This window comes from Methylosinus sp. Sm6 (assembly GCF_019802345.1).
Taxonomy (GTDB): Bacteria; Pseudomonadota; Alphaproteobacteria; order Rhizobiales; family Beijerinckiaceae; genus Methylosinus.
Map to the genome: position 1 here is coordinate 1 of NZ_JAINDZ010000013.1, position 21,807 is coordinate 21,807.

The window sequence follows — 21,807 nt, forward strand, 5'->3', positions numbered from 1 at the left end:
ACAAGCCGGACCCACGCCAATACGAGATAATACTATGCCTATCTTGAACCGGACAGCCGTGGGCTTGTCCCGGCCATGACGGCGCTGCGCATTCCAAGCCGCGGGGCGTTTCGACGTGGAGCCGATGGCTCTATAGTGGCGCGCGAATCTCCCGCCTCGGGCGAGGAGCCCTCAGCTGCGATCCGGCCATTCTCCATGCCCCTCACGCTTCGTTTTCTGGCGCTTGCGGCGCTGCTGCCGCTCTGCGCATGCGGCGATCGCGAGAGCGTCGCGCCCGAACCCGGAGAGCCGAGCTTCTATCGCTCGCTGGCCGCGCCCGGAGCCCGGGTCGACGCGCGGGCGGCGCGCGAGATGATCTCTCTCTATCGGCGCAACAACGGCCTCTCGGCGCTCGCGCTCGACGACACGCTGCAGGAAGCGGCGCAATCTCAGGCCGACGCGATGGCCGGCGCCAATTCGCTCGACCATAATGTGCGCGGCACGCTCGACAAGCGCCTCACGGCGCGCGGACTGAAGAGCGCCAGCGCGGCGGAGAATGTCTCGGCCGGCTATCACACGCTCGCCGAGGCTTTTTCCGGCTGGCGGCAGTCGCCGCCGCACAATCGCAATCTGCTGATGAAAGGCGCGACCCGCATGGGGATCGCCACCGCTTATGCGCCCGGGACGCGCTACAGGGTCTATTGGGCGCTCATCCTGGCCGATTGAGCGCGCGCGGCGGTCACGCGCGCTTCTTGCGCTTGCCGCGGCCGCGCGGAGAGCGCTTGGCTGTCGCGTCGTCGCGCTCATAGCGCACGCCGAGGAAGAACAGAATTTTCGCTCCGCCCGCAGCCGGCGGCGGGCTCGCCGCGGCTCTCGCGTTCGGCGTGAACGCTATGATCTCGCCCATGCCATCGCCCCTCGCGACGCCGCGCCGCGACTCGCGCGAGACGCAGTCGCGATTGCTAGCAGAAACGGCGACAGTTAATGTCGCGTCAACGCAATGGTCCTAAAACTGTCATTTCGGGTTCCTTCCTTCGGTGCGATTGTCGATGCCTCACGGCGAGAGTGAACGACGGTTGGCGGATGCGGCGCTGCTGAGAGCGACCGTCGACCAGTTCCTCATGCGCCCCACGCATCGCCCGATCGATCTCGATCAGTTCGAAAAGCTCGCCTGCGGCCTCGTCCAGCTGCTCGACGCCGAGTCCGTCGCCGATTGCGCGGGCGATCTTTGCGGACATGCCGAAACGCCTGCGGCCGTCATCGCCGCGCTTTTAGAAAAGGGCGGCCGGTCGGCGCGCATCGTCTTCGAGCGCGCTGCGGCGCTGCATCCGGGGCTCGTCCGCGTCACTGCCGAGCATGGGCCGGCCGAGCTCGCCGCGGCGATCGCGCGGCGCGAGACGCTCGACCGCAAGATCGTCGCCGCTCTCGCCTCGCGCGGCGAGAGCGAGGTGCTCTGCGCGCTCGCCGCGAATCGGCGCATCCATCTCGATCAAGCGGCGCGGCGCGCCCTCGTGCAGATGGGCCGCGACGATCTGAAGCTCGCGCGCGTCCTGCTCGATCGCGACGATCTGTCGCTCGACGCCGAGCCCCTGTTCCTCGCCGCCGACACGCACGAGCGGCGGGCTATCGTCAGGGAGGCGAGCGCCCGTGCGCTGGCCTCGGTCGGGTCGGACGCGCTCGCCCGGGCGCCGGCGCAGATCGCCGGACGAATCAGGGAATGCGCGCTGGCGCGAGACGCGGAGGCGCTGGCTGCGGTTCTGGCCGAAGGGCTCGACTGCCGCAAGGCGCGGGCGCGCGCCATTCTCGCGGATCCGGGCGGCGAGGCGCTGGCGCTGGCGCTGCTGGCGCTCGGCGTCGACGAGGACGCCGCGATCCGCATCTTTCTCGGCGCGGAGCGCGCGGCGCCGGATGTCGCGCGCGTGCGCGCGCTGGTCGCGCTGATGCGCTCGACCCCGGCGCGAGCGGCGCAGCGGCTGGTCGCGGCGATGACCGGAGCGATTCGGCCGGAGAAGGAGCGCGCCGCTTCGCCTTCGGCCCAGCGTCCTCAGGCCGCCGAGATCGGCCTCACGCAGCGCAGGAACGGCCGGCGGCGGCTCGGCTCCAAGGTCAGGCTGTAGGCGCGAGGTCGACGAAAGGCCGCCCGTCGCGATCCTCGATCTCGACGAGCCAGAGGTCCCCGTCGAAGGCGATCTCCTTCTTCATCCGCTCCTCGGCCTCGAAGGGCGCGATCCATTCGTCGCGGTGGAGCCGCGTGAACAGGCGGTCGACGCCCTCGGGAAGCTCCTCGCTCTGCGGCGCCGGCCCGAGCAGGGCGGCGCGCCCGTCGAGGCGGTCGATCTTCACGAACACCGCGCCGGCCTCGGCCGCCCCACGCCGGCGCAGCATGGCGCTCGCCCCGGCGATCTCGGCGTGGCGAATCAGGGCGGCGACGAAGAGATCGGAGCGAAGGCGCATCGGTCGTCAGTTGGTCCGAGCCGGCGGCGTCGGAGGAGCAGGATGGGGCGCCGGAGCAGGAGCCGCCGCCGCGGCTTTCGTGCGCAGACGGCGCAGAACCGCCGCGTCCAGCTCGCCATTGGCCGGCAGCCCATTGGCGCGCTCGAATTTTTCGAGCGCTCGCCGCGTCCCCGCGCCCATGACGCCGTCGGTCTGGACAGAATAGCCCAATTTCGCGAGCGCCTGCTGCGCTTGCCGGATGTTTTTCTCGGCTTCGCCGGCTTTCGCGGGGGCGCTGCCGAGCAGGGCGCCGATCGAATCCGCGTGGCGCTTCTCCGCCGGGCGCGGCTCGGCCTTCGCGGCAGCGGGCTTGAGAGCCGCAGGCTCCGGGATCGGCTCGTCGATCGGCGCGCGCAGCGGCGCCGGGGGCGTCTCGAGACGCGCGCGCCGCGCCTCGGGCTCCGGCCGCCCCTTCTGGAACAAAGGCGCCGGATGGCGGCCATCCTGCAGATAGAGCGCATTGAGCGGCACGCCGACGCCGGCGAGCGCGGCGACGCTCAGAAAGACGAGGGCGCGGCGGCGTCCGCCGAACAGGCGGGTCGCCGAGGTCTTCTTGCCGCCGCGGCCGGCGCGGCGCTTCTGCTCGCGGCGATCGTCGTCGAGCAGCATGTCGTGATTGGCGGCGGCGAGAGCTTCACGCAATTTTCTTCACCATCATGTCGTCGCGGATTTCGATGTCGTCGTGGAGATCGACGTCCCCCTGGCGGATCGCGCTGCGGCGCGCGATCGTCTCGATCCTGGCGAGAGCGGGCGGGCGGCTCTGATGCGGCCGGCAGTCCAGCGGCAGGCGCACCGTCACGCAGGTGCCGCGCTGCGGCGCGCTCTCGACGGCGATCGCGCCGCCGTGCAGCCCCACGAGGCCGCGCACGACGGAGAGGCCGAGGCCGGTTCCTTCGAAGGCGCGGTCATGGCAGGCGCTGGCCTGGAAGAAGGGATTGCCGAGCCGGCCGAGGTCGGAAGCGGCGATGCCGACGCCGCTGTCGCTCACCGCGATGGCCAGCCGATTGCCGTCCGGATAGAGCCGCACCGTCACGCGCCCGCGGGCGGGCGTGAACTTCACGGCGTTGGACAGGAGATTGATGAGGATCTGCTTGCAGGCGCGCTTGTCGCCGATGATCTCCTGCAGTCCGGCGGCGTAATCGCTCACGAGCTCGACCTCGGCCTGTTCGGCCTTGAGCTGCATCATCTTCACGCATTGATCGACGAGCTCGGGCGCGGAGAAAGGCTCCGGCACGATCTGCATCGATCCCGATTCGATCTTCGACATGTCCAGAATCGAATTGACGACGGCGAGCAAATGCTGGCCCGAATTGTGGATGATCTCCGCATATTCGCGGCGCTTGACGGGATCGGCCGGGGCGAGCTGCTCGCTGGCCAGCATGTCCGAGAAGCCGATGATGGCGTTGAGCGGCGTGCGCAGCTCATGGCTCACATTGGCGAGGAAGCGGGTTTTGCCGACGCTGGCGAGCTCGCTCTCGCGGCGGGCCTCGGCGAGAGCCTCTTCCGCGCGGCGCGCCGCGGTCACATCGCTGACAAAGCAGATCACCCGCGCCCCGCCCTGCGTCGGCCGGCTGCGCGCTTCGAAGATATGGAACACCGGCTCGGCGTAGTCGCCGGCGCCGGCCGTGGAGCCGACGCGCAGCCGCAGCTCGGCGGACGCCGGCGCGTCTGTCGCGATCGTGTCGGAGACGAGCTTCAGAAAGGCCGGGCGGTCGGCCACATGGACGCGATGAAAGAAGCCGCGCCCCATCAGATCGCGCGCCTCGAGCCCGTAGATTCTGTGCCGCTCGCCGATGACGCGGGAAACGGCTCCGCCTTCGTCGAATCCGATGATCAGATCGCCGGCCGATTCGCAGAGCAGAGCGATGTCCGCGGTCTTGCGGCGCGCCTCGCCCGCGTCGAAGCGTGTGACGCGGATCGCCGCCGCGGCGAGCGCCACGGCATAAGCGAGGAGCGGCGCGGCGAGGAGCAGGGCGTAGCTCTCGCCGCGGGCCAGGGCGGCGATCGTCAGCAGAGCAAGAGCGGCGGCGGTCGCCGCGCCGAGGAGCGTGATATCGACGGCCAGCGTCGCCTCGACGAGCCCGATCGCGAGCAGCGGGCCGGCGGCGGCGGTCGAGGCGCCGCAAATCAGCACGGCGGCTCCGGCGAAGATCGGCCAGCCGACGGCCGAGACCGCTTGCGCCACGCGCAGATCGTCGAAGCGCAGCAGCGCGACGACCGACAACAGCGGAAGCTGCGCGAGCGCGAACAGCAGGCTCTCGCCGGAGCTCGGCGCGCCCGCGGCGACCACCCACAGCGGCGCCGCCAGCAGGACGGCCGCGGCGAGCGCGAGGCGCGGCGCGAGGAAGGCGACGCGCCGCGCGCGCTCGGCTTCGGCGAGCGCCCGGCCCGATTGCGCCAGCCGCTCGATCCAGTCTCTCGAGGCTGCCGGCCAAGTTACAGAAAGCTTAGGCAAATTCGCGCTCCTGTTCACCGGGCACTCTGGCAAATCCGTCTTAAGTGACTGCTAAGCCGATTGCGCGAAGGACGCCTTTGCGACGCATGGCGAGGCGAATGCGCCTTATGGTTTGCAACTTCTTGCCGCAAGCGGCGCGAGATCGCGCGAAATCTTTACCCCGAGGTAGCAATCGAGGCGGATTGTGGGCGCGGCGACGAAGCCGTCGCGACGAAGGGGCCGCCACCGTGCTGTTCTTGCTCAAATGTATGATCTTCCTGGGAATCGTCCTTCTCGCCATCGCCGCCCGCGAAGGCGGCGAGCGCGACGCGCATGTCGCCGGCCGCTCGCCGGCGCGGGGCGGCGGTGCGAGCGAGGCGGCGGCGAGCCTCGGCGCGGCGCGGGCGGCCATTTCGGACATTGCGGGCCGGGCGGCGGATCAGGCGGCGGGCCGGGTCGCGGAGGCGGCGCGCGACCATTGCCTCGCGCATCCGCTCGACTGCCTGCGCGCCGCCGAAAAGCTGCAAGCGGCCAAGATCGAGCCCGGCAAGCGCTGAGGAGCTCCCGGCGCCGTGCTTGCATCCGAGGAGGCGATTGCGCGAAAACGGACAGTCGCCATATTAGACTGGGCGTTGCGCGCTCACCCTCGGGCGACGGACAATCGGGCGACGGACATGGCCATAGACGAGATCATCGGCAATTTCGAAATGCTCGACGAGTGGGAGGACCGCTACCGCTACCTCATCGAGCTCGGCCGCACGCTGGAGCCTCTGCCCAAGGAGGCCTATACCGAGGAGAACAAGGTGCGCGGCTGCGCCAGCCAGGTGTGGCTGGAGAGCAAATCGAGCAAGGAGGGGCCGGGCGCGCCGATCCTCTCGTTCCGCGGCGACAGCGACGCCCATATCGTGCGCGGCCTCGTCGCGCTGATCCTCGCGCTCTATTCGGGCCGTCCGGCGGATGAGATCACGGGGCTCGACGCCATGCCGCTGTTCACCGACCTCGGCCTCGCCCAGCATTTGACGCCCCAGCGCAGCAATGGCGTGCGCTCCATGGTCGAGCGCATCAAGAACGAGGCGCGGGCCGCTCTGGCTTGATCGGGCGCCATAGGTTGTGGTCCTCCGTGCTTCGAGATGCGCCTTTCAGGCGCTCTTCAAGCACGAGGGGACTGTTTTTTGCGACAAAAACCCGCTCTCTCGTCCTGAGCAGCCTGCGAAGCAGCCGTCTCGAAGGACGGGCCGCCGCTACATTCTTCACGCCTCACATATTGCCGAGGCACACATATTTGATCTCGAGATAGTCCTCGATGCCGTATTTCGAGCCCTCGCGCCCCATGCCCGACTGCTTGACGCCGCCGAACGGCGCCGCCTCGCTCGACATCAGCGATTCGTTCACCCCGACCATGCCGAACTCCAGCGCCTCGGCGACGCGGAAGGCGCGGGCGAGATCGCGGCTGTAGAAATAGGCGGCGAGTCCGTATTGCGTGGAGTTGGCGAGGCGAATGGCGTCCGCCTCGTCGGTAAAAGTGGTGATCGCCGCCACCGGCCCGAATATCTCCTCGCTGAAAATCTGCATGTCGGGGTCGACGCCCGCGATCACGGTCGGAGTGAAAAAGGTCCCGCCGAGCGCATGACGGGAGCCGCCGGTCAGCACTTTTGCGCCGCGCGCGCGCGCGTCGGCGACGAGGCGCTCGACTTTTTGGGCCGCGGCTTCCTCGATCAGCGGGCCGATGACGACGCCGGGCTCGACGCCGCGGCCGACCTTCAGCGCAGCGACGGCGGCGGCGAGCTTTTCCGCGAAAGCGTCGACGACGCCGCTCTGCACCAGGAAGCGATTGGCGCAGACGCAGGTCTGGCCGCTGTTGCGATATTTGGTCGCCAGCGCGCCCTTCACCGCGAGATCGAGATCGGCGTCGGCAAAGACGATGAAAGGCGCGTTGCCGCCGAGCTCCATCGAGCATTTCTGCACATTCTCCGCCGCCTGGCGGAGAAGAATTTTTCCGACCTCGGTCGAGCCGGTGAAGGTGATCTTGCGGACGTTGCGGTTGCCGGTGAGCTCGGCGCCGACGGGAGCCGGGTCATTGGTCGTCACGACGTTGAACACGCCGTCCGGCACGCCGGCGCGCTGGGCGATCTCCGCGAGGGCGATGGCCGAGAGCGGCGTCAGCTCGGCCGGCTTCACCACCATCGTGCAGCCGGCGGCGATGGCCGCGCCCGCCTTGCGGCAGATCATCGCGGAAGGAAAATTCCAGGGCGTGATCGCCGCCGTGACGCCGATCGCCTGCTTCATCACCAGAATGCGCTTGTCGCGCGACTGCTGCGGGATGATGTCGCCATAGACGCGGCGGCCCTCCTCGGCGAACCAGTCGAGATAGGCCGCGCCATAGGCGATCTCGCCGCGCGCCTCGGCGAGCGGCTTGCCCTGCTCGGCGGTGAGAATCTGCGCGAGCCGCTCCTGCTCGGCGATGAGGAGATCGTGCCAGCGCCGTAAAATCTGCGCCCGCTCCTTGGCGAGACGTCCGCGCCAGTCGGGGAGCGCGCGCGCCGCCGCTTCGATCGCCCGCCGCGTTTCGGCCGCCCCCATGTCCGGGACCTCCGCGATGGCGGCGCCGGTCGCCGGATCGCGAACGGCGAAGGTCGCACCGCTGTCGGCGCCGACGAAGGCGCCATCGATGAAAGCCTGCTGGCGAAAGGGACGGGGCTCTCTGGCGGTCATCTCGGCTGCGCTCCGGACGCGAAACGAAGGGGTCCTCGAATACGGCGCCTTCGCCTCCCGACACAACATCCGCGTCCAGCAATTCCGTGAGCGGCGGCCGGGCGCTGCGCTCGCGCTGCCTGAAATCCGGCGCTTTCTCCGCTTATTGGGCCCGCTTCCCGCCCCGGCGGAACCGCGGCCCGGCGTCGCGCGTCTTATCCGAAGCGAAGCGCAATCTGATATGGCTTCACGGCCGAAATCCGACATAATCGCGGGAATCACGGCGCGGCCGCGCTCGCGCCCTTGGCAATTCTCGAAAGCGAGGCCCGACCTTGGCCGAAGTCCAATCCGTTCTCCCGGTCACGCGATTTCTCATGACTCGGCGGCGCGCGCTCGCCGCTCTGTCGAGTCTCGCCGGCCTCGTCACGCCCGGATGGGCGATCCGCGCCGCTTACGCCGCGCCGGAGCCGGGAGAGGTCGAGAGCCGCGGCCTGTCGATCTTCGGCGATTTTTCCGAGCCGCCGGATTTCAGGTCCTTCGCCTATGTGAATGTCGATGCGCCCAAGGGCGGGACGCTGACGGTTCAGCCCACCGTGAACTCCAACGGCGCCTTCGACTCGTTCAATCCCTTCATCCTGCGCGGCAATCCCGCCGCGGGCGCGGCGATGATCTATGATTCGCTGATGGTCGAGAGCCTCGACGAGCGCGATGTGGCCTATGGCCTCGTCGCCGAGAAGGTGCGCATCTCCGCCGACAGGCTCACCTACACGTTTTTTCTGCGCAAGGAAGCGCGCTTCCATGACGGCTCGCCGCTCACGGCGCATGACGCCGCCTTCTCGCTGAACATCATCAAGACGGAAGGCAGCCCGGTCTATTCGCAGCTGCTCCTCGATCTCGAGAGCGCCGTCGCCGTCGCCGACGATATTCTCGTCGTCAAGCTCGCGCCGACCCGCTCCCGCAAGCTGCCGCTCATCGTCGCCGGCATGCCGATCTTCTCGAAAGCCTATTACACGGCCCATAAGTTCAACGAGTCGAGCCTCGAGCCGCCGCTCGGCTCGAGCGGCTACAAGATCGGCAAGTTCGAGGCGGGCCGCTATATCTCGCTGGTCCGCGTTGCCGATTATTGGGGCAAGGATCTGCCGGTGAATGTCGGGCAGGGCAATTTCGACGTCGTCCGCTATGAATATTATGGCGATCTCAATGTCGCTTTCGAGGCGTTCAAATCCGGCGCGATCTCGGTGCATGAGGAGTTCGTCTCGGCCAATTGGGCGAAGGGCTATGATTTCCCCGCCGTGCGCGACGGGCGGATCAAGCGCGAATTGATCCCCGATCACAACATGTCCGGCATGCAGGGCTGGCATTTCAACACCCGCCGCGCGAAGTTCAAGGATCCGCGCATTCGCGAGGCGCTCGGCTACGCCTTCGATTTCGAATGGTCGAATCAGAATTTGTTCTACGGCGCCTATAAGCGCACGACCTCCTATTTCGAGAATTCGGATCTGAAGGCGGAAGGCCCGCCCAGCGCCGAGGAGCTCGCTCTGCTCGAGCCTTTCCGCGACAGGCTGCCTCGGGAAGTCTTCGGCGAGCCGTTCCGTCCGCCCGTTTCGGACGGCTCCGGCCAGGACCGCAATCTGCTGCGCAAGGCGACCGAGCTGCTGCTCGCCGCCGGCTGCACGCGCAAGAACGGCGTGATGCTGTTGCCGGACGGCGAGCCGCTCGAGTTCGAGTTTCTCGAACATCAGCAATCGCTCGAAAAGCTGATCCTGCCCTTCATCAAGAACCTCAAGCTCATCGGCGTGAACGCCTCGCTGCGTTTCGTCGACTCGGCGCAATGGAAGCGCCGGCTCGACGATTATGATTTCGACGTGATGTCGATCCGCTTCATCGTCGTCTACACGCCGGGCGACGATCTGCGCGCCTTCATCGGCTCGAAGGCGGCGACGACGCCGGGCTCGCAGAATTACGCCGGCGTCGCCGATCCGGTGGTCGACGCGCTGATCGAGAAAGCCGCCGCCGCCAATTCGCGCGCCGAGCTGCGGACGGTGATCCATGCGCTCGATCGCGTGCTGATCGCCGGACGTTATTGGATCCCGCATTATTACATGGGCGCGTTCCGTGTCGCCTATTGGGACGCGTTCGGTCGCCCCGAACGCGCGCCGCGCTTCGATCCCGGCATCGGCTCGACTTGGTGGTGGGACGAGGAAAAGGCCAAGAAAATCCATTTCGTGGGGCGCTGAGGGCATGGATCGCCGCCATTCGCCGCTCCTCACGCGTCGCGGCGCGTTGCGGCTCGGAGCCGCCGCGCTCCTCGCCGCGCCCGCGCGCGGAGCTGCGGCGCAGGCGGGCGGCGAATATGAGAGCCATGGCCTCTCGATTTTCGGCGATCTCGAGCTGCCGGTCGATTTCGACCATTTTCCTTACGCCGATCCCGCGGCGCCGATCGGCGGGACGCTCATTCTCGAGCGGCCGGCGACCAAGAACGACAGTTTCGACTCGCTCAACGGCTATATTCTGCGCGGCAATCCGGCGGCGGGGCTCGAGCTTCTGTTCGACCGGCTGATGGCGCCGAGCCTCGACGAGCCGGACGCGGTCTATGGTCTCGTCGCGCGCAGCGTGCGCGTATCGGCGGATCGCTCGACCTATACGTTTTTCCTGCGGCCGGAAGCGCGCTTCCACGACGGCTCGCCGCTCACCGCCCATGACGTGGCCTTCTCGCTCGAGGCGCTGAAGAAGGACGGCCATCCGCTGATCGCGCTGCCCTTGCGCGACATGACGAGCGCGACAGCAAGTTCCGACCATGAGCTCGTCGTCGCTTTCGCGCCGGAGCGCCCGCGCGAATTGCCGGTGCTGGTCGCGAGCCAGCCGATCTTCTCGAAGGCTTATTATCAAGCTCATAAATTCGCCGAGACCACGCTCGAGGCGCCGCTCGGCTCGGGACGCTACCGCATCGCCGCGGTCGAGCCCGGGCGTTACGTCGTTTATGAGCGCGTCGCCGATTATTGGGGCGCCGAGCTGCCGGTCAATCGCGGACAGGGCAATTTCGCGACCATACGCTATGATTATTTCGCCGACGCCGGCGTCGCCTTCGAGGCCTTCAAGGCCGGGACCATCTCGCTGCATGAGGAGTTCCGCGCCTCTTATTGGGCGACCGGCTATGATTTTCCCGCCATGCGCCAGGGGCGCGTCGAGCGCGAGGAGATCCCCGACCGCAACGCCTCCGGCGCGCAAGGCTATTTCCTCAATGCGCGGCGTCCGATCTTTCAGGATGCGCGCATCCGCCGCGCGCTGGTCTACGCCTTCGATTTCGAATGGACCAATCGCAATCTCTTCCACGGCGCCTATCGCCGCACGACCTCCTATTTCGAAAATTCGGATTTGAAAGCGGAGGGCCCGCCCGGCGCCGACGAGGTCGCTCTGCTGGAGCCCTTTCGCGACAAGGCGCCGAAGGAGGTGTTCGGCGAGCCTTTCCGGCCGCCGGCGTCCGACGGCTCCGGCCAGGATCGCGCTTTGCTGCGCAAGGCCTCGGATCTGCTCGCGGCGGCGGGATGCACGCGGCGCGACGGCGTTCTGCTGCTGCCGGACGGCGCGCCCTTCCGCTTCGAATTCCTGCAATTCTCGAGCTTCTACGAGAAGATCACACAGCCCTATATCAAGAATCTGCGGCTGCTCGGCATAACCGCGACCGAGCGCGTCGTCGATTCGGCGCAATATAAGCGTCGCGTCGACGAATTCGACTATGACGTGCGCACCGAACGGCTGCGCATCACCCATTCGCCCGGCGAGGAGCTGCGCGCGCTGTTCGGGTCCGAGCAAGCGGGCATCCCCGGCACGCGCAATATTTCCGGCGTCGCCGATCCGGTCGTGGACGCGCTGATCGCCAAAGCGCTGCAGGCGAGAACGCGCGCGGAGCTGGCGACGGTCTGCCGCGCGCTCGATCGCGTGCTCATCGCGGGAGCCTATTGGGTCCCGCATTGGTACAAGCCTTCGTTCTGGCTCGCCTATTGGGACATGTTCGGGCGGCCCGCGCGCGCGCCGCGCTACGATCCCGGCGTCGCTCAGACCTGGTGGGTCGACACGGACAAGGCCGAGAAGCTCAAAATGACGGGACGCTGAACAATGGGCGCCTATATCGCGCGACGGCTGCTGCTGATGATCCCGACGATCTTCGGCATCATGCTCATCTCCTTCGTGATCGTGCAATTCGCGCCGGGAGGCCCGGTCGAGCGCGTGATCGCGCAGATGCAGGGGCTCGACTCCGGCGCGACCTCGCGCTTCTCGGGGGGCGGCGGCGATGTCGGACGCGGCGGCGGCGCCGGGCAGATCGGCGCCGACGCCGGCGCCAAATATCGCGGCGCGCAGGGGCTCGACCCCAAATTCATCGCCGAGCTGGAAAAACAGTTCGGCTTCGACAAGCCCGCCTGGGAACGCTTCCTGCTGATGGTGAAAAACTACGCCGTCTTCGATTTCGGCCGCAGCTATTTCCGCGACGAGAGCGTGCTGAAGCTGATCGGCGAGAAGCTGCCCGTCTCCATGTCGCTCGGCCTCTGGATGACGCTGATCTCCTATTCGGTGTCGATTCCGCTCGGCATCGCCAAGGCGGTGCGCGACGGCCAGCGCTTCGACGCCTGGACATCCAATCTCATCATCGTCGGCTATGCGATTCCGAGCTTTCTCTTCGCCATGCTGCTGATCGTGCTGTTCGCCGGCGGCTCCTTCTGGCAGATTTTTCCGTTGCGCGGCCTCATGTCTGAAAATTTCGCCGAACTGTCCCTCCCGGCCAAGATCGGCGATTATCTCTGGCATATCGTCCTGCCGGTCTCGGCCATGACGCTCGGCGCCTTCGCGACGCAGACGTTTCTCACCAAGAACTCGTTCCTCGACGAGATCCGCAAGCAGTATGTGCAGACCGCGCGTATGAAGGGCTTGACCGAGAACCGCGTGCTCTACGGCCATGTGTTCCGCAATGCGATGCTGATTGTCGTCTCGGGCTTTCCGGGCGCTTTCGTGCACGCCTTTCTCACCGGCTCGGTGCTGATCGAGACGATCTTCTCGCTCGACGGTCTCGGCTATCTCTCCTATGAATCGATCGTCAATCGTGATTATCCGGTCGTCTTCGCCAATCTCTATATATTCGCGCTGCTCGGCCTCGTGGTGAATCTGCTGTCGGATCTCACCTACACATGGATCGATCCGCGCATCGATTTCGAGACGCGCGAGGTATGATCCGATGAACGAGACGAGAGCCTTCTCCCTCGACACGCAGCCGCGCATCGCGCCGGCGATTCCCGGCGACGGGCTGCTGCGGCTGCGTCCGATCGACCGCCGGCGGCTCGCCAATTTCAAGGCCAATCGTCGAGGCTTTCTGTCCTTCTTCCTGTTCATGGCGCTGTTCGTCATGTCGCTGATGGCCAACTTCATCGCCAACGACAAGCCGATCCTCGCCTATTACAAGGGCGAGCTGCTGTTCCCGGCGTTCAGGGATTATCCGGAGGAAAAATTCGGCGGATTTCTCGCCCGCACCGACTATCGCGATCCGGTGATCGAGAAGGAGATCGAGGCCAATGGCTGGATGCTGTGGCCGCCGGTCCGCTACTCCTACGACACGCATAATCTCGATCTGCCGACGCCGGCGCCTTCGCCGCCCACCTGGGCGCTGAGCAAGGCGCAATGCGAGGCGGCCGCGGCCAAGAAGCTCGGACCTCAGAACGCGCATCTCGGCTGCTCGGCGATCGAATGGAATTGGCTCGGCACCGACGATCAGGGCCGCGACGTCGTGGCGCGGCTGCTCTATGGGTTCCGCATCTCGGTGCTGTTCGGCCTCATCCTGGCGGGAGTCTCGTCGGTGATCGGCGTTGCGGCGGGAGCTGTGCAGGGCTTTTTCGGCGGGCGCGTCGATCTCGTGTTCCAGCGCTTCATCGAAGTGTGGTCGTCGCTGCCGCAACTCTATCTGCTCATCATCATCTCGTCCTTTCTCGTGCCGGGCTTCTTCGTCCTGCTCGGCATATTGCTGCTGTTCTCCTGGGTCTCGCTCGTGCATGTGGTGCGGGCGGAGTTCCTGCGCGCGCGCAATTTCGAATATGTGAATGCGGCGCGGGCGCTCGGCCTCTCCAACTTCCGCATCATCACGCGGCATCTTCTGCCCAATGCGACGGTCGCGACCTTGACCTTCCTGCCCTTCGTGCTCAATTCCTCGATCACGACGCTGACCTCGCTGGACTTCCTCGGCTTCGGCCTGCCGCCGGGCTCGCCCTCGCTCGGCGAGCTGCTGCTGCAGGGCAAATCCAATCTCCAGGCGCCCTGGCTCGGCCTCACCGGCTTCGTGATCATCGCGCTGATGCTCTCGCTCCTGGTGTTCATCGGCGAGGCGGTGCGCGACGCTTTCGACCCGAGAAAGACGTTTCGGTGAGAAGATGCTAGAGTCTGCAGGGAGAGTTTACCCATGAACAAGATCGTCCGCGAACATTACCCCGCCTCGCAATTGCCCGCCGATCTGCGCGAGGAGATCGGAGACGACGCGAAGGTCACTGTGACGATTGTCGTGGAGGACACGCCCGAGAGAGCAGGCGAAGGCCTAAGCTGGTTCGATCGGCACAAGCACATTCAGCGCGACTATTATAAGTCCACGGAAGAGGTCAATGAATATGTCCGGGCGCTGCGTGACGAGTGGAGCCATCGCGAGCGATGACAATCAAGGGCTACCTCGACGCCAATATCTTCATTCTCGCTTTTGAGCGGCAGGGACCCGTTTCCGATTGCGCCCGGTCTGTTTTCGACCTGGTCAACGAAAGAGGCGCGGTGGCCGTGATAAGCGAGCTTCTCGTCGCCGAGCTTCTCGTTCATCCCATTCGTAAAGGCGATGATCGGCTTGCGGCCGTCTACAGCGAGTTGCTCGGATCGCCAACCGGCTTCGAAACTCGACCGATCGACCGGCAAGTCCTCGTCGAGGCCGCCAGACAACGGGCGATCCGAGGAAAAACGAAGCTTCCGGATGCTATCCATGTCGCCACGGCGCGCCTGCATGCCTGTCGCGCGTTCGTGACGGCGGATCGCAAGCTCGAGGTCGCGATGGATCTCGAGTCGATCGACCTCGGCCCACATACCGTAGAAGCGATCCGCGCCCTCGCATGACCCACTCCCCCCTCCTCGATGTCCGCGACCTCTCCATCGCCTTCGCGCAAGGCGGCAAGGAGACGCTCGCGGTCGATAAAGTCTCTTTCTCGCTGGAGCGCGGGCGCACGCTGGCGCTCGTCGGCGAATCCGGCTCCGGCAAATCGCTCACCGCGCTCTCCATCGTGCGATTGCTGCCGCCCGGAGCGATCCTTCCTTCTGGACGCATCGGCTTTGCGGGCGAGGACATATTGACGCTCTCGGACGCCAAGCTGCGCGCCATTCGCGGCGCCAAGATCACCATGGTGTTCCAGGAGCCGATGACCTCGCTCAATCCGCTGCACACGATCGAGCGGCAGATCGGCGAGATTCTCGAGCTGCATGGCGCGCGCGGCGTGGAGAAGATTCGCGCGCGAGTCGTCGAGCTGCTCGAGGAGGTCGGCATTCCGAACCCGACCGAGCGGCTCGGCGCCTATCCACATCAATTGTCCGGCGGCCAGCGTCAGCGCGTGATGATCGCCATGGCGCTCGCCAATCGGCCCGATCTGCTCATCGCCGACGAGCCGACAACGGCGCTCGACGTCACCGTGCAGGCGCAGATTCTCGCTCTGCTCGAGCGCGTGCAGAAGACCTATGGCATGGCCATGCTGTTCATCACCCATGACCTCGGCCTCGTGCGGCGCTTCGCCGATGATGTTTGCGTGATGCAGCACGGCCGCATCGTGGAGAAAGGCGACGTCGAGACGGTGTTCTCCGCGCCCCAGCATCCCTACACCAAGGCGCTGCTCGCCGCCGAGCCCAAGGGCGCGCCGCCGGAAGAGGATGTGAACGCGCCGGTGCTGGTCGCCGCCGACGACCTCAAAGTCTGGTTCCCGATCAAGCGCGGCTTCATGCGCCGCACGGTCGGCCATATCAAAGCGGTCGACGGCGTCACGCTCGCGGTGCGCCAGGGCTCGACGGTCGGCGTCGTCGGCGAATCGGGCTCCGGCAAGACGACGCTCGGCCTCGCGCTGCTGCGCCTCATCAGATCGGACGGGCCGATCCTCTATCTCGGCGAGCGCATCGACGCCAAGACCGTCGCCGAAATGCGCCCGCTGCGCCGCGACATGCAGATCGTCTTCCAGGATCCTTACGGCTCGCTGTCGCCGCGCATGTCGGTCGCCGAGATCGTCGCCGAAGGCCTCGGCGTGCAGATGCGCGGGCTCTCGCTCGACGAGACGCGCGAGATCGTCGCGCAGGCGCTGGCCGAGACCGGGCTCGATCCGGCGATGATGGATCGTTATCCGCACGAGTTCTCGGGCGGCCAGCGCCAGCGCATCGCCATCGCCCGCGCCATCGTGCTGAAGCCGAAATTCATCGTGCTCGACGAGCCGACCTCGGCGCTCGACATGTCGGTGCAGGCGCAGATCGTCGACCTCCTGCGCGATCTGCAGGTCAGGCACCAGCTCGCCTATCTCTTCATCAGCCATGATCTCAAGGTGGTGAAATCGCTCGCCGCCCATCTCATCGTGATGCGCCACGGCAAGGTGGTGGAGGAGGGGCCGGCGGTCGATGTCTTCGCCGCGCCGAAGAGCGATTACACGCGGGCGCTGTTCGCCGCCGCCTTCCGCATCGAGACCGAGAATCACAAGATCGACCCGGCGGCGTGAGCGGCCGGCAAGCTCCTTGCCTTCGCAGCCGGAACGGCCGAAGAATTGCGGTGGGCAGCCCGCCGAGGAGAGACGAGAACATGAGCCAGCTGCAGGATTGGTCGGAACAAGCCACGCCGATCGATTTCGTCGACAAGGAAAGCTGGCCGATTCACGCCGAGACCTTGCCGCCGCCCATCGCGGCCTTCGCCAAGGCCAGCGGCTTCGACGGCAAGGCGGGCGCGCATTTATTGGCGCCGGGGCCGGATGGCGCGCCGGCGCTGGTTCTGTTCGGCCTCGAGGCGCCGAGCGCGCGTCATCGCGATCCTTTCCTGCCGGGCAAGCTCGCGACCGTGCTGCCCGCGGGCCTCTATCGCCTGCGCGAGGGCGTCGACGACCCTGCGGCGGCGGCGCTGGGCTTTCTCCTCTCGGCCTATTCCTTCACGCGCTATCGCGAGCGCAAGAATGAGGAGCCGCGCCTCTGCGCGCCGCAGCAGACTGACCGCGACCGCATCGAGCGCGTCGCCGCGGCGATTTGCTTCGGCCGCGATCTCGTCAACACGCCGGCCAATGATCTCGGACCGACAGCGCTCGCCGAGGCGGCGCTGCAGCTCGCGGCGAGGCATGGGGCAGAGGCGCGCGTCATCGCCGGCGACGCTCTGCTCGCCGAGAATTTCCCGTTGATCCATGCCGTCGGCCGCGCCGCCGCCGAGCCGCCGCGGCTCGTCGACATTACGTTCGGCCCGGAAAGCGCGCGTAAGGTCACGCTGGTGGGCAAGGGCGTCTCATTCGACAGCGGCGGCCTCGACATCAAGCCCGGCGGCGCCATGCTGCTGATGAAGAAGGACATGGGCGGCGCCGCCACGGCGCTCGCCCTCGCCGACATGCTGATGGGCGCGAAGACGCCGCTGCGCCTGCGCGTGCTGCTGCCGATCGTCGAGAACGCCATTTCGGCGAACGCCATGCGGCCGGGAGACATTTATCCGAGCCGCAAGGGCCTTTCGGTCGAGATCGGCAACACCGACGCCGAAGGGCGTCTCGTCCTCGCCGACGCGCTGGCGCTGGCGAGCGAGGACGAGCCCGATTTGCTCATCGATTTCGCCACGCTCACCGGCGCCGCGCGCGTCGCCCTCGGACCGGACTTGCCGGCTCTCTACACCGGCGACGACGCGCTGGCGCAGGAGATCGAGGCGCATGGCCGCAAGCTCGGCGATCCGGTCTGGCGCCTGCCCTTGTGGGAGCCATATGACTCCCAGCTCGACGGCAAGGCGTCCGATCTCGTCAATGTGTCGAGCGGGCCGCATGCCGGCTCGATCACCGCGGCCTTGTTCCTGCGGCGCTTCGTCTCGGCGCCGGAGCGCTGGGCGCATTTCGACCTCTTCGCCTGGAACGCCTCGGCCAAGCCCGGGCGGCCGGAGGGCGGCGAGATTCAAACCGCGCGGCTGCTCTTCGATCTCATCGAGGAGCGCGCCGTCCGCTGGAGCGCGAACAAGAAGTGAGCGACGCATTCGACAAGCGCCTGACGCCGGCGCGCCCCGATCTCGCCGCGCGCCATCTCGAAGGCCGCGTGCAGGCGGCCCGCTTCGTCGAGGGGCGGCGCATGCAGGTGAAGGAGGGCGTCGCCGATTTGAAGCGCGAGCCGCGCCCCGACGCGCGGCTCGACACGCAGGCGCTCTATGGCGAGATCGTCACCGTTTACGATGAAGAAGAGGGCTGGGCCTGGGCCCAGCTCGCGCGCGATTCCTATGTCGGCTGGCTGCCCGCCAATCTGCTGTGGAGCCGCATCGAGCGCCCGACGCATCGCGTGCGCGTCCCGCGCGCCTTCGTGTTTCCGCGCCCGGACATAAAGGACCCGCCGCTGCTCGCTCTGCCGCTCGGCGCCGAGATCGAGATCGTCAGCGAGCGCGACTCTTTTCTCGTCGCGGCCGACGGCGGCTTCGTCTACGCAACGCATCTCGCGCCGCGCGCGGAGCGCTTCGCCGATTTCGTCGCCTTCGCCGAAATGCTGATCGGCGCGCCCTATCTGTGGGGCGGCAAATCCTGGCTCGGGATCGATTGCTCCGGCCTCGTGCAGACGTCGCTCGCCTTCGCCGGCGTCGAGGCGCCGCGCGACACCGATCTGCAGGAGAAGGCGCTGGGCGAGCCGCTGCCCGAGGGCGCGGCGCTGCGGCGCGGCGACCTCGTGTTCTGGAAGGGCCATGTCGGCGTGATGCGCGACGCGGAGACGCTGCTGCACGCCAACGCCCACCATATGCAGGTCGCGAGCGAGCCTTTTGCGCCCGCGCGCGCGCGCATTCTGGCGGCGGGCTCGCCGGTGACGAGCGTGCGGCGGCTGACGTAGCCGCTGGCGGCGGCGCGCGAAACGGAAGCTGTCGCCGCGAAGGATTTGGGCCGGGTGATGTCCCGGCCCGCGAGGCTCTATCGCTGAGCGATCATGCCTGCTTTTAAAAATGTTTCCTATGGCGCTCGTGCTCGGTCATGGTTCCGGGCGCGAAGGCGACGCCGCGCAGCACCTCGGCGAAGCCCGCCGTCTTCACCGTCGTGAATTTGGCGCCGGCCGGCAGCGTCGTGGCCGCGAGATCGTCGACAATCCTGACCAGCCTGTTCGGAGCGGCCCCCTGGTCGCCGGCTCCGCTCACCGTCGAGGTGACGGCCCAGATCGTGACGGTTCCGTCACGGTTCACGCGCCCCGTCAGATTGCGCAGTCCGTCCGTGGCCGGCGACCAGGGAAGGTTCTTGTTCCTGGCGTTGGTCCCGGTGGGATAGCCGGCGACGGTGTAGGGGACGCCGAGATCGAGACCGGCCTGCAAGGTATAGGCGAGCTTGAACCCTCCCGTGGCTTGGTCGAACACCCATTTCTGCAAGCCGGCGGTCGTCTGCGCGGCGGCGTTCGTATAGAGGTCCTTGCTCGCGTCATATTTGGTCGAGCCGTCGCCTTCGTCCGCGACATAGATCGTGTTTTCGTCGGCGATCCAGAGACCGAAGGGGAAGACATTGGTCGTCGTCTTCGCCAGCGTGGTGTTGAAGCCTTTCAGAATGCACATGTTGCTGGGAAGGCCATTGGTGACGAGCGTCGCCTCGTCATAGGCGAGCGGAGCGTTCGGCAGATGCGCGGAGCGGCTCGGCAGGCCGACGCCCTCGGGGCACTGCAGCGGGCGGCCATTGGCGTCGACCCCCGTGGTGTCGACGAAATAGACCGTGTCGATCCCATTGCTGCCGCTGCCCTTGGTGAAGAACAACGTATTATGGAAGATCGCGAGGCCGCGGAAATTGTCGTCCTTGCCGACCTTGTCGGGCTTCGTATTCGCGGGCAGCTGGGTGATGTTGAAGCTCGCGACCGGCGTCGGCGCTCCCGGCTGCTGCGAGACGAGCGCCCGTCTCGCCGACGCCATGATCTGCGCTCCGGCGCCGAGCACCACGCCCGCCGGCTGCGGATTGGAGCCATTGCCGGCGTTGCCCGCGGCATAGAGCAGCGTCACATCGCCGCGAGAATAGGAGATCGCCGCCCGGCCGTTGTCGCCGCTGAAGGCGTTGGTCTTGGTGAAATGGAAATGGCCCTCTTTGTCGAGCTCGGCGACGACGCGGTAATAGGCGTTCGGGTCCGGATTGGTGGGATCGATCACGCCGGGCGTGTTGGAGTTCGAGACGTCGATCGCGTTCACGGGCGCGAGATAGCCCATGAACGTGAGGCGCTCGCCATCCGGCGACAGATTGAGCGCGAGCTCCGACCTCGACGAGAAGCTCGCCACCATCTGATCTTTGGATGGCGGGACGCCGCGCTGCGAGCTGTTCGGCACCTCCAGCGAACTGACCAGCGCTCCGTCCGGAGTCAGCTGATCGAGGATGATCTTCGACGTGATTCCGAAATAGTCGTCTGCGAGAACATTGTTGAAGACGAAGGGAAAAGTTCCATCGTCGGTCGCGGCGACACAGTTGGCCGGCGCGCAGTTCGGCGGCAGCGGAGTCCCGACCCGAACATTGCTCGGCTTGTCGTCATAAACGGTCCGGCTGACCATCAGATTTCCGGGATGAAGACGCGCGCCGCGCTCCTCGGCCACTCCGATCGTGGCGAGACTGGAAAGAGAAGCGATCAATGCGAGGCGCGAAGCGCTCCCGCGGGAGTATTTGAACCGAGCAGTCATTGTAGCGCCCCCATCAGACAGCGGCTCGGGCAAATCGCCCGAGTCCGAGGCGGGGGAAATTGGGGGAGATGCATGACAGTTTGTCGTCGAGCTCGGCTCGCCGGCGCCGGGCGCGTCCACACCCGGCCCACGCGACCCCGCGCGCCGGAGGGGCGTCGGATTGACGCAGATGGCTAAGCTCGATAGGTCATGGACGGGAATAATTTGGCTTGGGGCGGCGCGCTTCGTTTCATGGCTCGCGAGGCGAGTGGAACAGCGCGAGATCGGAGCGGGCCCGATGGGAAGCCTCGAGGAGCTACGGAGCTGATATGATCATCGTCACCGGCGGCGCTGGGTTCATCGGATCGAATATCGTTCGCGCCTTGAATCGTCGGGGCATAGACGACATCTTGCTGGTCGACAATCTCGAGAACGGCCGGAAGGTCGCCAACATCGCCGATCTGCGGATCGCCGATTACATGGAATACGACCAGTTTCTCGACAAGATCAATTCCAATCACGTCTTTGGCGACGTTCGCGCGATCATTCACGAGGGCGCCTGCTCGGCGACCACGGAGTGGAACGGCCGCTATGTGATGCAGATCAATTATGATTATTCCAAAGCCCTGCTGCAATGGTGCCTGGCGCGTTCGGTCTCTTACATCTACGCCTCTTCCGCGTCGGTCTATGGGCTCGGGGAGCACGGCTTCCGCGAGGATCTGGCCTGCGAGCTGCCGATCAATATGTACGCCTATTCGAAATTCCAATTCGATCAATATGTGCGCCGGCACGCGGCCGGCGCGGCGAGCCAGGTGGTCGGATTGCGCTATTTCAACGTCTATGGCCCGGGCGAGGCGCACAAGGGCTCCATGGCGTCGACAGCTTTCCATTTCAGCCGGCAAATCCGCGAGACGGGGGTCGCGCGGCTGTTCGCCGGCGTCGACGGCTATGCGGATGGCGAGCAGCAGCGCGATTTCGTCTATGTGGGCGATTGCGTCGACGTCAATCTCTGGTTCCTGGACCATCCCGAGCGCCGCGGCATCTTCAATTGCGGCACGGGCAAGCCGCAGACCTTCAACGACATGGCGCGGGCGGTGATCGCGACGTTGGGCCAGGGGCGCATCGAATATATTCCCTTCCCCGATCATCTGAAGGGCGCGTATCAGAGCTATACTTGCGCGGACCTCGCGAAGCTGCGGGCGGCGGGCTATGACGCGCCGTTCAAGACGGTGGAGGAGGGCGTGAAGGCCTATGTCGGCGCAGGCGCGCCGAACGCCTGACGGGGCCGGGCCGCCTCGTCGAGGCGTCGCGCGGAAGGCGACCGGCAACGCCAAATATCGCGCGCTGTTCCGGC

At 66.5% G+C, this 21,807-nt stretch carries 20 protein-coding genes; 14 read left to right on the forward strand and 6 right to left on the reverse strand.

What is annotated here, in order from left to right; all coding sequences use genetic code 11:
• Nucleotides 1-195: 195 nt before the first annotated feature.
• Entirely contained in the window at nt 196-705 is a 510-nt protein-coding gene (locus K3F48_RS10465; protein ID WP_222575384.1) for a CAP domain-containing protein, read from the forward strand.
• A gap of 13 nt (nt 706-718) precedes the next feature.
• Here K3F48_RS10465 and K3F48_RS10470 read toward each other — a convergent pair whose 3' ends face one another.
• Nucleotides 719-886, reverse strand: a complete 168-nt coding sequence (locus K3F48_RS10470) for a hypothetical protein (protein WP_222575385.1) — start codon at nt 884-886, stop codon at nt 719-721.
• Between the two features lie 142 nt (nt 887-1,028).
• Here K3F48_RS10470 and K3F48_RS10475 point away from each other — a divergent pair, with 142 nt between their 5' ends.
• The gene (locus K3F48_RS10475) at nt 1,029-2,096 is read left to right on the forward strand and encodes a DUF2336 domain-containing protein (protein ID WP_222575386.1); all 1,068 of its coding nucleotides are present in this window, start codon (nt 1,029-1,031) and stop codon (nt 2,094-2,096) included.
• Here K3F48_RS10475 and K3F48_RS10480 read toward each other — a convergent pair.
• Genes K3F48_RS10480 through K3F48_RS10490 form a run of 3 tightly spaced genes read right to left on the reverse strand, consistent with a single transcriptional unit; the run spans nt 2,086 to nt 4,927 of the window.
• Complete coding sequence (locus tag K3F48_RS10480) at nt 2,086-2,433, reverse strand: DUF1491 family protein (protein ID WP_222575387.1); 348 nt, start codon at nt 2,431-2,433, stop codon at nt 2,086-2,088. The genes K3F48_RS10475 and K3F48_RS10480 overlap by 11 nt on opposite strands.
• 6 nt (nt 2,434-2,439) lie before the next feature.
• On the reverse strand, nt 2,440-3,114 hold the full coding sequence (locus K3F48_RS10485; RefSeq protein ID WP_222575388.1) for a peptidoglycan-binding domain-containing protein: 675 nt from the start codon (nt 3,112-3,114) through the stop codon (nt 2,440-2,442).
• Complete coding sequence (locus tag K3F48_RS10490; protein WP_222575389.1) at nt 3,107-4,927, reverse strand: PAS domain-containing sensor histidine kinase; 1,821 nt, start codon at nt 4,925-4,927, stop codon at nt 3,107-3,109. The genes K3F48_RS10485 and K3F48_RS10490 overlap by 8 nt, the downstream gene beginning before the upstream one ends.
• Nucleotides 4,928-5,154: 227 nt before the next feature.
• Between K3F48_RS10490 and K3F48_RS10495 the strand changes: the two genes are divergently transcribed.
• Both K3F48_RS10495 and K3F48_RS10500 read left to right on the forward strand, forming a co-directional pair.
• Entirely contained in the window at nt 5,155-5,463 is a 309-nt protein-coding gene (locus K3F48_RS10495) for a hypothetical protein (protein WP_222575390.1), read from the forward strand.
• A gap of 117 nt (nt 5,464-5,580) precedes the next feature.
• Complete coding sequence (locus K3F48_RS10500; RefSeq protein WP_222575391.1) at nt 5,581-6,000, forward strand: SufE family protein; 420 nt, start codon at nt 5,581-5,583, stop codon at nt 5,998-6,000.
• A 163-nt stretch (nt 6,001-6,163) separates the two neighbouring features.
• On the opposite strand, the gene K3F48_RS10505 is transcribed toward K3F48_RS10500, so the two are convergent.
• Complete coding sequence (locus K3F48_RS10505) at nt 6,164-7,618, reverse strand: NAD-dependent succinate-semialdehyde dehydrogenase (protein WP_222575392.1); 1,455 nt, start codon at nt 7,616-7,618, stop codon at nt 6,164-6,166.
• Between the two features lie 353 nt (nt 7,619-7,971).
• Between K3F48_RS10505 and K3F48_RS10510 the strand changes: the two genes are divergently transcribed.
• The 9 genes from K3F48_RS10510 (at nt 7,972) to K3F48_RS10550 (ending at nt 18,673) form a co-directional block, all read left to right on the forward strand.
• Nucleotides 7,972-9,834 carry an extracellular solute-binding protein gene (locus K3F48_RS10510; protein ID WP_222575393.1) on the forward strand — a complete coding sequence of 621 codons (1,863 nt, stop codon included), beginning with the start codon at nt 7,972-7,974 and terminating at the stop codon, nt 9,832-9,834.
• Between the two features lie 4 nt (nt 9,835-9,838).
• Complete coding sequence (locus K3F48_RS10515; RefSeq protein WP_222575394.1) at nt 9,839-11,710, forward strand: extracellular solute-binding protein; 1,872 nt, start codon at nt 9,839-9,841, stop codon at nt 11,708-11,710.
• Nucleotides 11,711-11,713: 3 nt separating this feature from the next.
• Complete coding sequence (locus K3F48_RS10520; RefSeq protein WP_222575395.1) at nt 11,714-12,820, forward strand: microcin C ABC transporter permease YejB; 1,107 nt, start codon at nt 11,714-11,716, stop codon at nt 12,818-12,820.
• Nucleotides 12,821-12,824: 4 nt separating this feature from the next.
• Entirely contained in the window at nt 12,825-14,003 is a 1,179-nt protein-coding gene (locus K3F48_RS10525; protein ID WP_222575396.1) for an ABC transporter permease, read from the forward strand.
• A 33-nt stretch (nt 14,004-14,036) separates the two neighbouring features.
• Complete coding sequence (locus K3F48_RS10530; protein WP_222575397.1) at nt 14,037-14,282, forward strand: hypothetical protein; 246 nt, start codon at nt 14,037-14,039, stop codon at nt 14,280-14,282.
• Nucleotides 14,279-14,725, forward strand: coding sequence for a type II toxin-antitoxin system VapC family toxin (locus K3F48_RS10535; RefSeq protein WP_222575398.1), 447 nt, complete (start codon nt 14,279-14,281; stop codon nt 14,723-14,725). The genes K3F48_RS10530 and K3F48_RS10535 overlap by 4 nt, the downstream gene beginning before the upstream one ends.
• Nucleotides 14,722-16,353 (forward strand): ABC transporter ATP-binding protein, encoded by a 1,632-nt coding sequence (locus K3F48_RS10540; protein ID WP_222575399.1) that lies wholly within the window; start codon nt 14,722-14,724, stop codon nt 16,351-16,353. The genes K3F48_RS10535 and K3F48_RS10540 overlap by 4 nt, the downstream gene beginning before the upstream one ends.
• 80 nt (nt 16,354-16,433) lie before the next feature.
• A complete protein-coding gene (locus K3F48_RS10545; RefSeq protein ID WP_222575400.1) occupies nt 16,434-17,831 on the forward strand; it encodes a M17 family metallopeptidase in 1,398 nt (465 codons plus the stop codon).
• On the forward strand, nt 17,828-18,673 hold the full coding sequence (locus K3F48_RS10550) for an NlpC/P60 family protein (protein ID WP_222575401.1): 846 nt from the start codon (nt 17,828-17,830) through the stop codon (nt 18,671-18,673). The genes K3F48_RS10545 and K3F48_RS10550 overlap by 4 nt, the downstream gene beginning before the upstream one ends.
• A gap of 103 nt (nt 18,674-18,776) precedes the next feature.
• On the opposite strand, the gene K3F48_RS10555 is transcribed toward K3F48_RS10550, so the two are convergent.
• The gene (locus K3F48_RS10555; RefSeq protein WP_255608837.1) at nt 18,777-20,426 is read right to left on the reverse strand and encodes a hypothetical protein; all 1,650 of its coding nucleotides are present in this window, start codon (nt 20,424-20,426) and stop codon (nt 18,777-18,779) included.
• Between the two features lie 356 nt (nt 20,427-20,782).
• On the opposite strand from K3F48_RS10555, the gene rfaD reads away from it, so the two are divergent.
• Nucleotides 20,783-21,733 carry an ADP-glyceromanno-heptose 6-epimerase gene (rfaD, locus tag K3F48_RS10560; protein WP_222575403.1) on the forward strand — a complete coding sequence of 317 codons (951 nt, stop codon included), beginning with the start codon at nt 20,783-20,785 and terminating at the stop codon, nt 21,731-21,733.
• Nucleotides 21,734-21,807: the final 74 nt, after the last annotated feature.

Bases quoted from the DNA above. Each gene is read 5' to 3' on its own strand.
- K3F48_RS10465 (WP_222575384.1), top strand. From the start codon at position 196: ATGCCCCTCACGCTTCGTTTTCTGGCGCTTGCGGCGCTGCTGCCGCTC.
- K3F48_RS10470 (WP_222575385.1), bottom strand. From the start codon at position 886: ATGGGCGAGATCATAGCGTTCACGCCGAACGCGAGAGCCGCGGCGAGC.
- K3F48_RS10475 (WP_222575386.1), top strand. From the start codon at position 1,029: ATGCCTCACGGCGAGAGTGAACGACGGTTGGCGGATGCGGCGCTGCTG.
- K3F48_RS10480 (WP_222575387.1), bottom strand. From the start codon at position 2,433: ATGCGCCTTCGCTCCGATCTCTTCGTCGCCGCCCTGATTCGCCACGCC.
- K3F48_RS10500 (WP_222575391.1), top strand. From the start codon at position 5,581: ATGGCCATAGACGAGATCATCGGCAATTTCGAAATGCTCGACGAGTGG.
- K3F48_RS10505 (WP_222575392.1), bottom strand. From the start codon at position 7,618: ATGACCGCCAGAGAGCCCCGTCCCTTTCGCCAGCAGGCTTTCATCGAT.
- K3F48_RS10510 (WP_222575393.1), top strand. From the start codon at position 7,972: ATGACTCGGCGGCGCGCGCTCGCCGCTCTGTCGAGTCTCGCCGGCCTC.
- K3F48_RS10515 (WP_222575394.1), top strand. From the start codon at position 9,839: ATGGATCGCCGCCATTCGCCGCTCCTCACGCGTCGCGGCGCGTTGCGG.
- K3F48_RS10520 (WP_222575395.1), top strand. From the start codon at position 11,714: ATGGGCGCCTATATCGCGCGACGGCTGCTGCTGATGATCCCGACGATC.
- K3F48_RS10525 (WP_222575396.1), top strand. From the start codon at position 12,825: ATGAACGAGACGAGAGCCTTCTCCCTCGACACGCAGCCGCGCATCGCG.
- K3F48_RS10530 (WP_222575397.1), top strand. From the start codon at position 14,037: ATGAACAAGATCGTCCGCGAACATTACCCCGCCTCGCAATTGCCCGCC.
- K3F48_RS10535 (WP_222575398.1), top strand. From the start codon at position 14,279: ATGACAATCAAGGGCTACCTCGACGCCAATATCTTCATTCTCGCTTTT.
- K3F48_RS10540 (WP_222575399.1), top strand. From the start codon at position 14,722: ATGACCCACTCCCCCCTCCTCGATGTCCGCGACCTCTCCATCGCCTTC.
- K3F48_RS10545 (WP_222575400.1), top strand. From the start codon at position 16,434: ATGAGCCAGCTGCAGGATTGGTCGGAACAAGCCACGCCGATCGATTTC.
- rfaD (WP_222575403.1), top strand. From the start codon at position 20,783: ATGATCATCGTCACCGGCGGCGCTGGGTTCATCGGATCGAATATCGTT.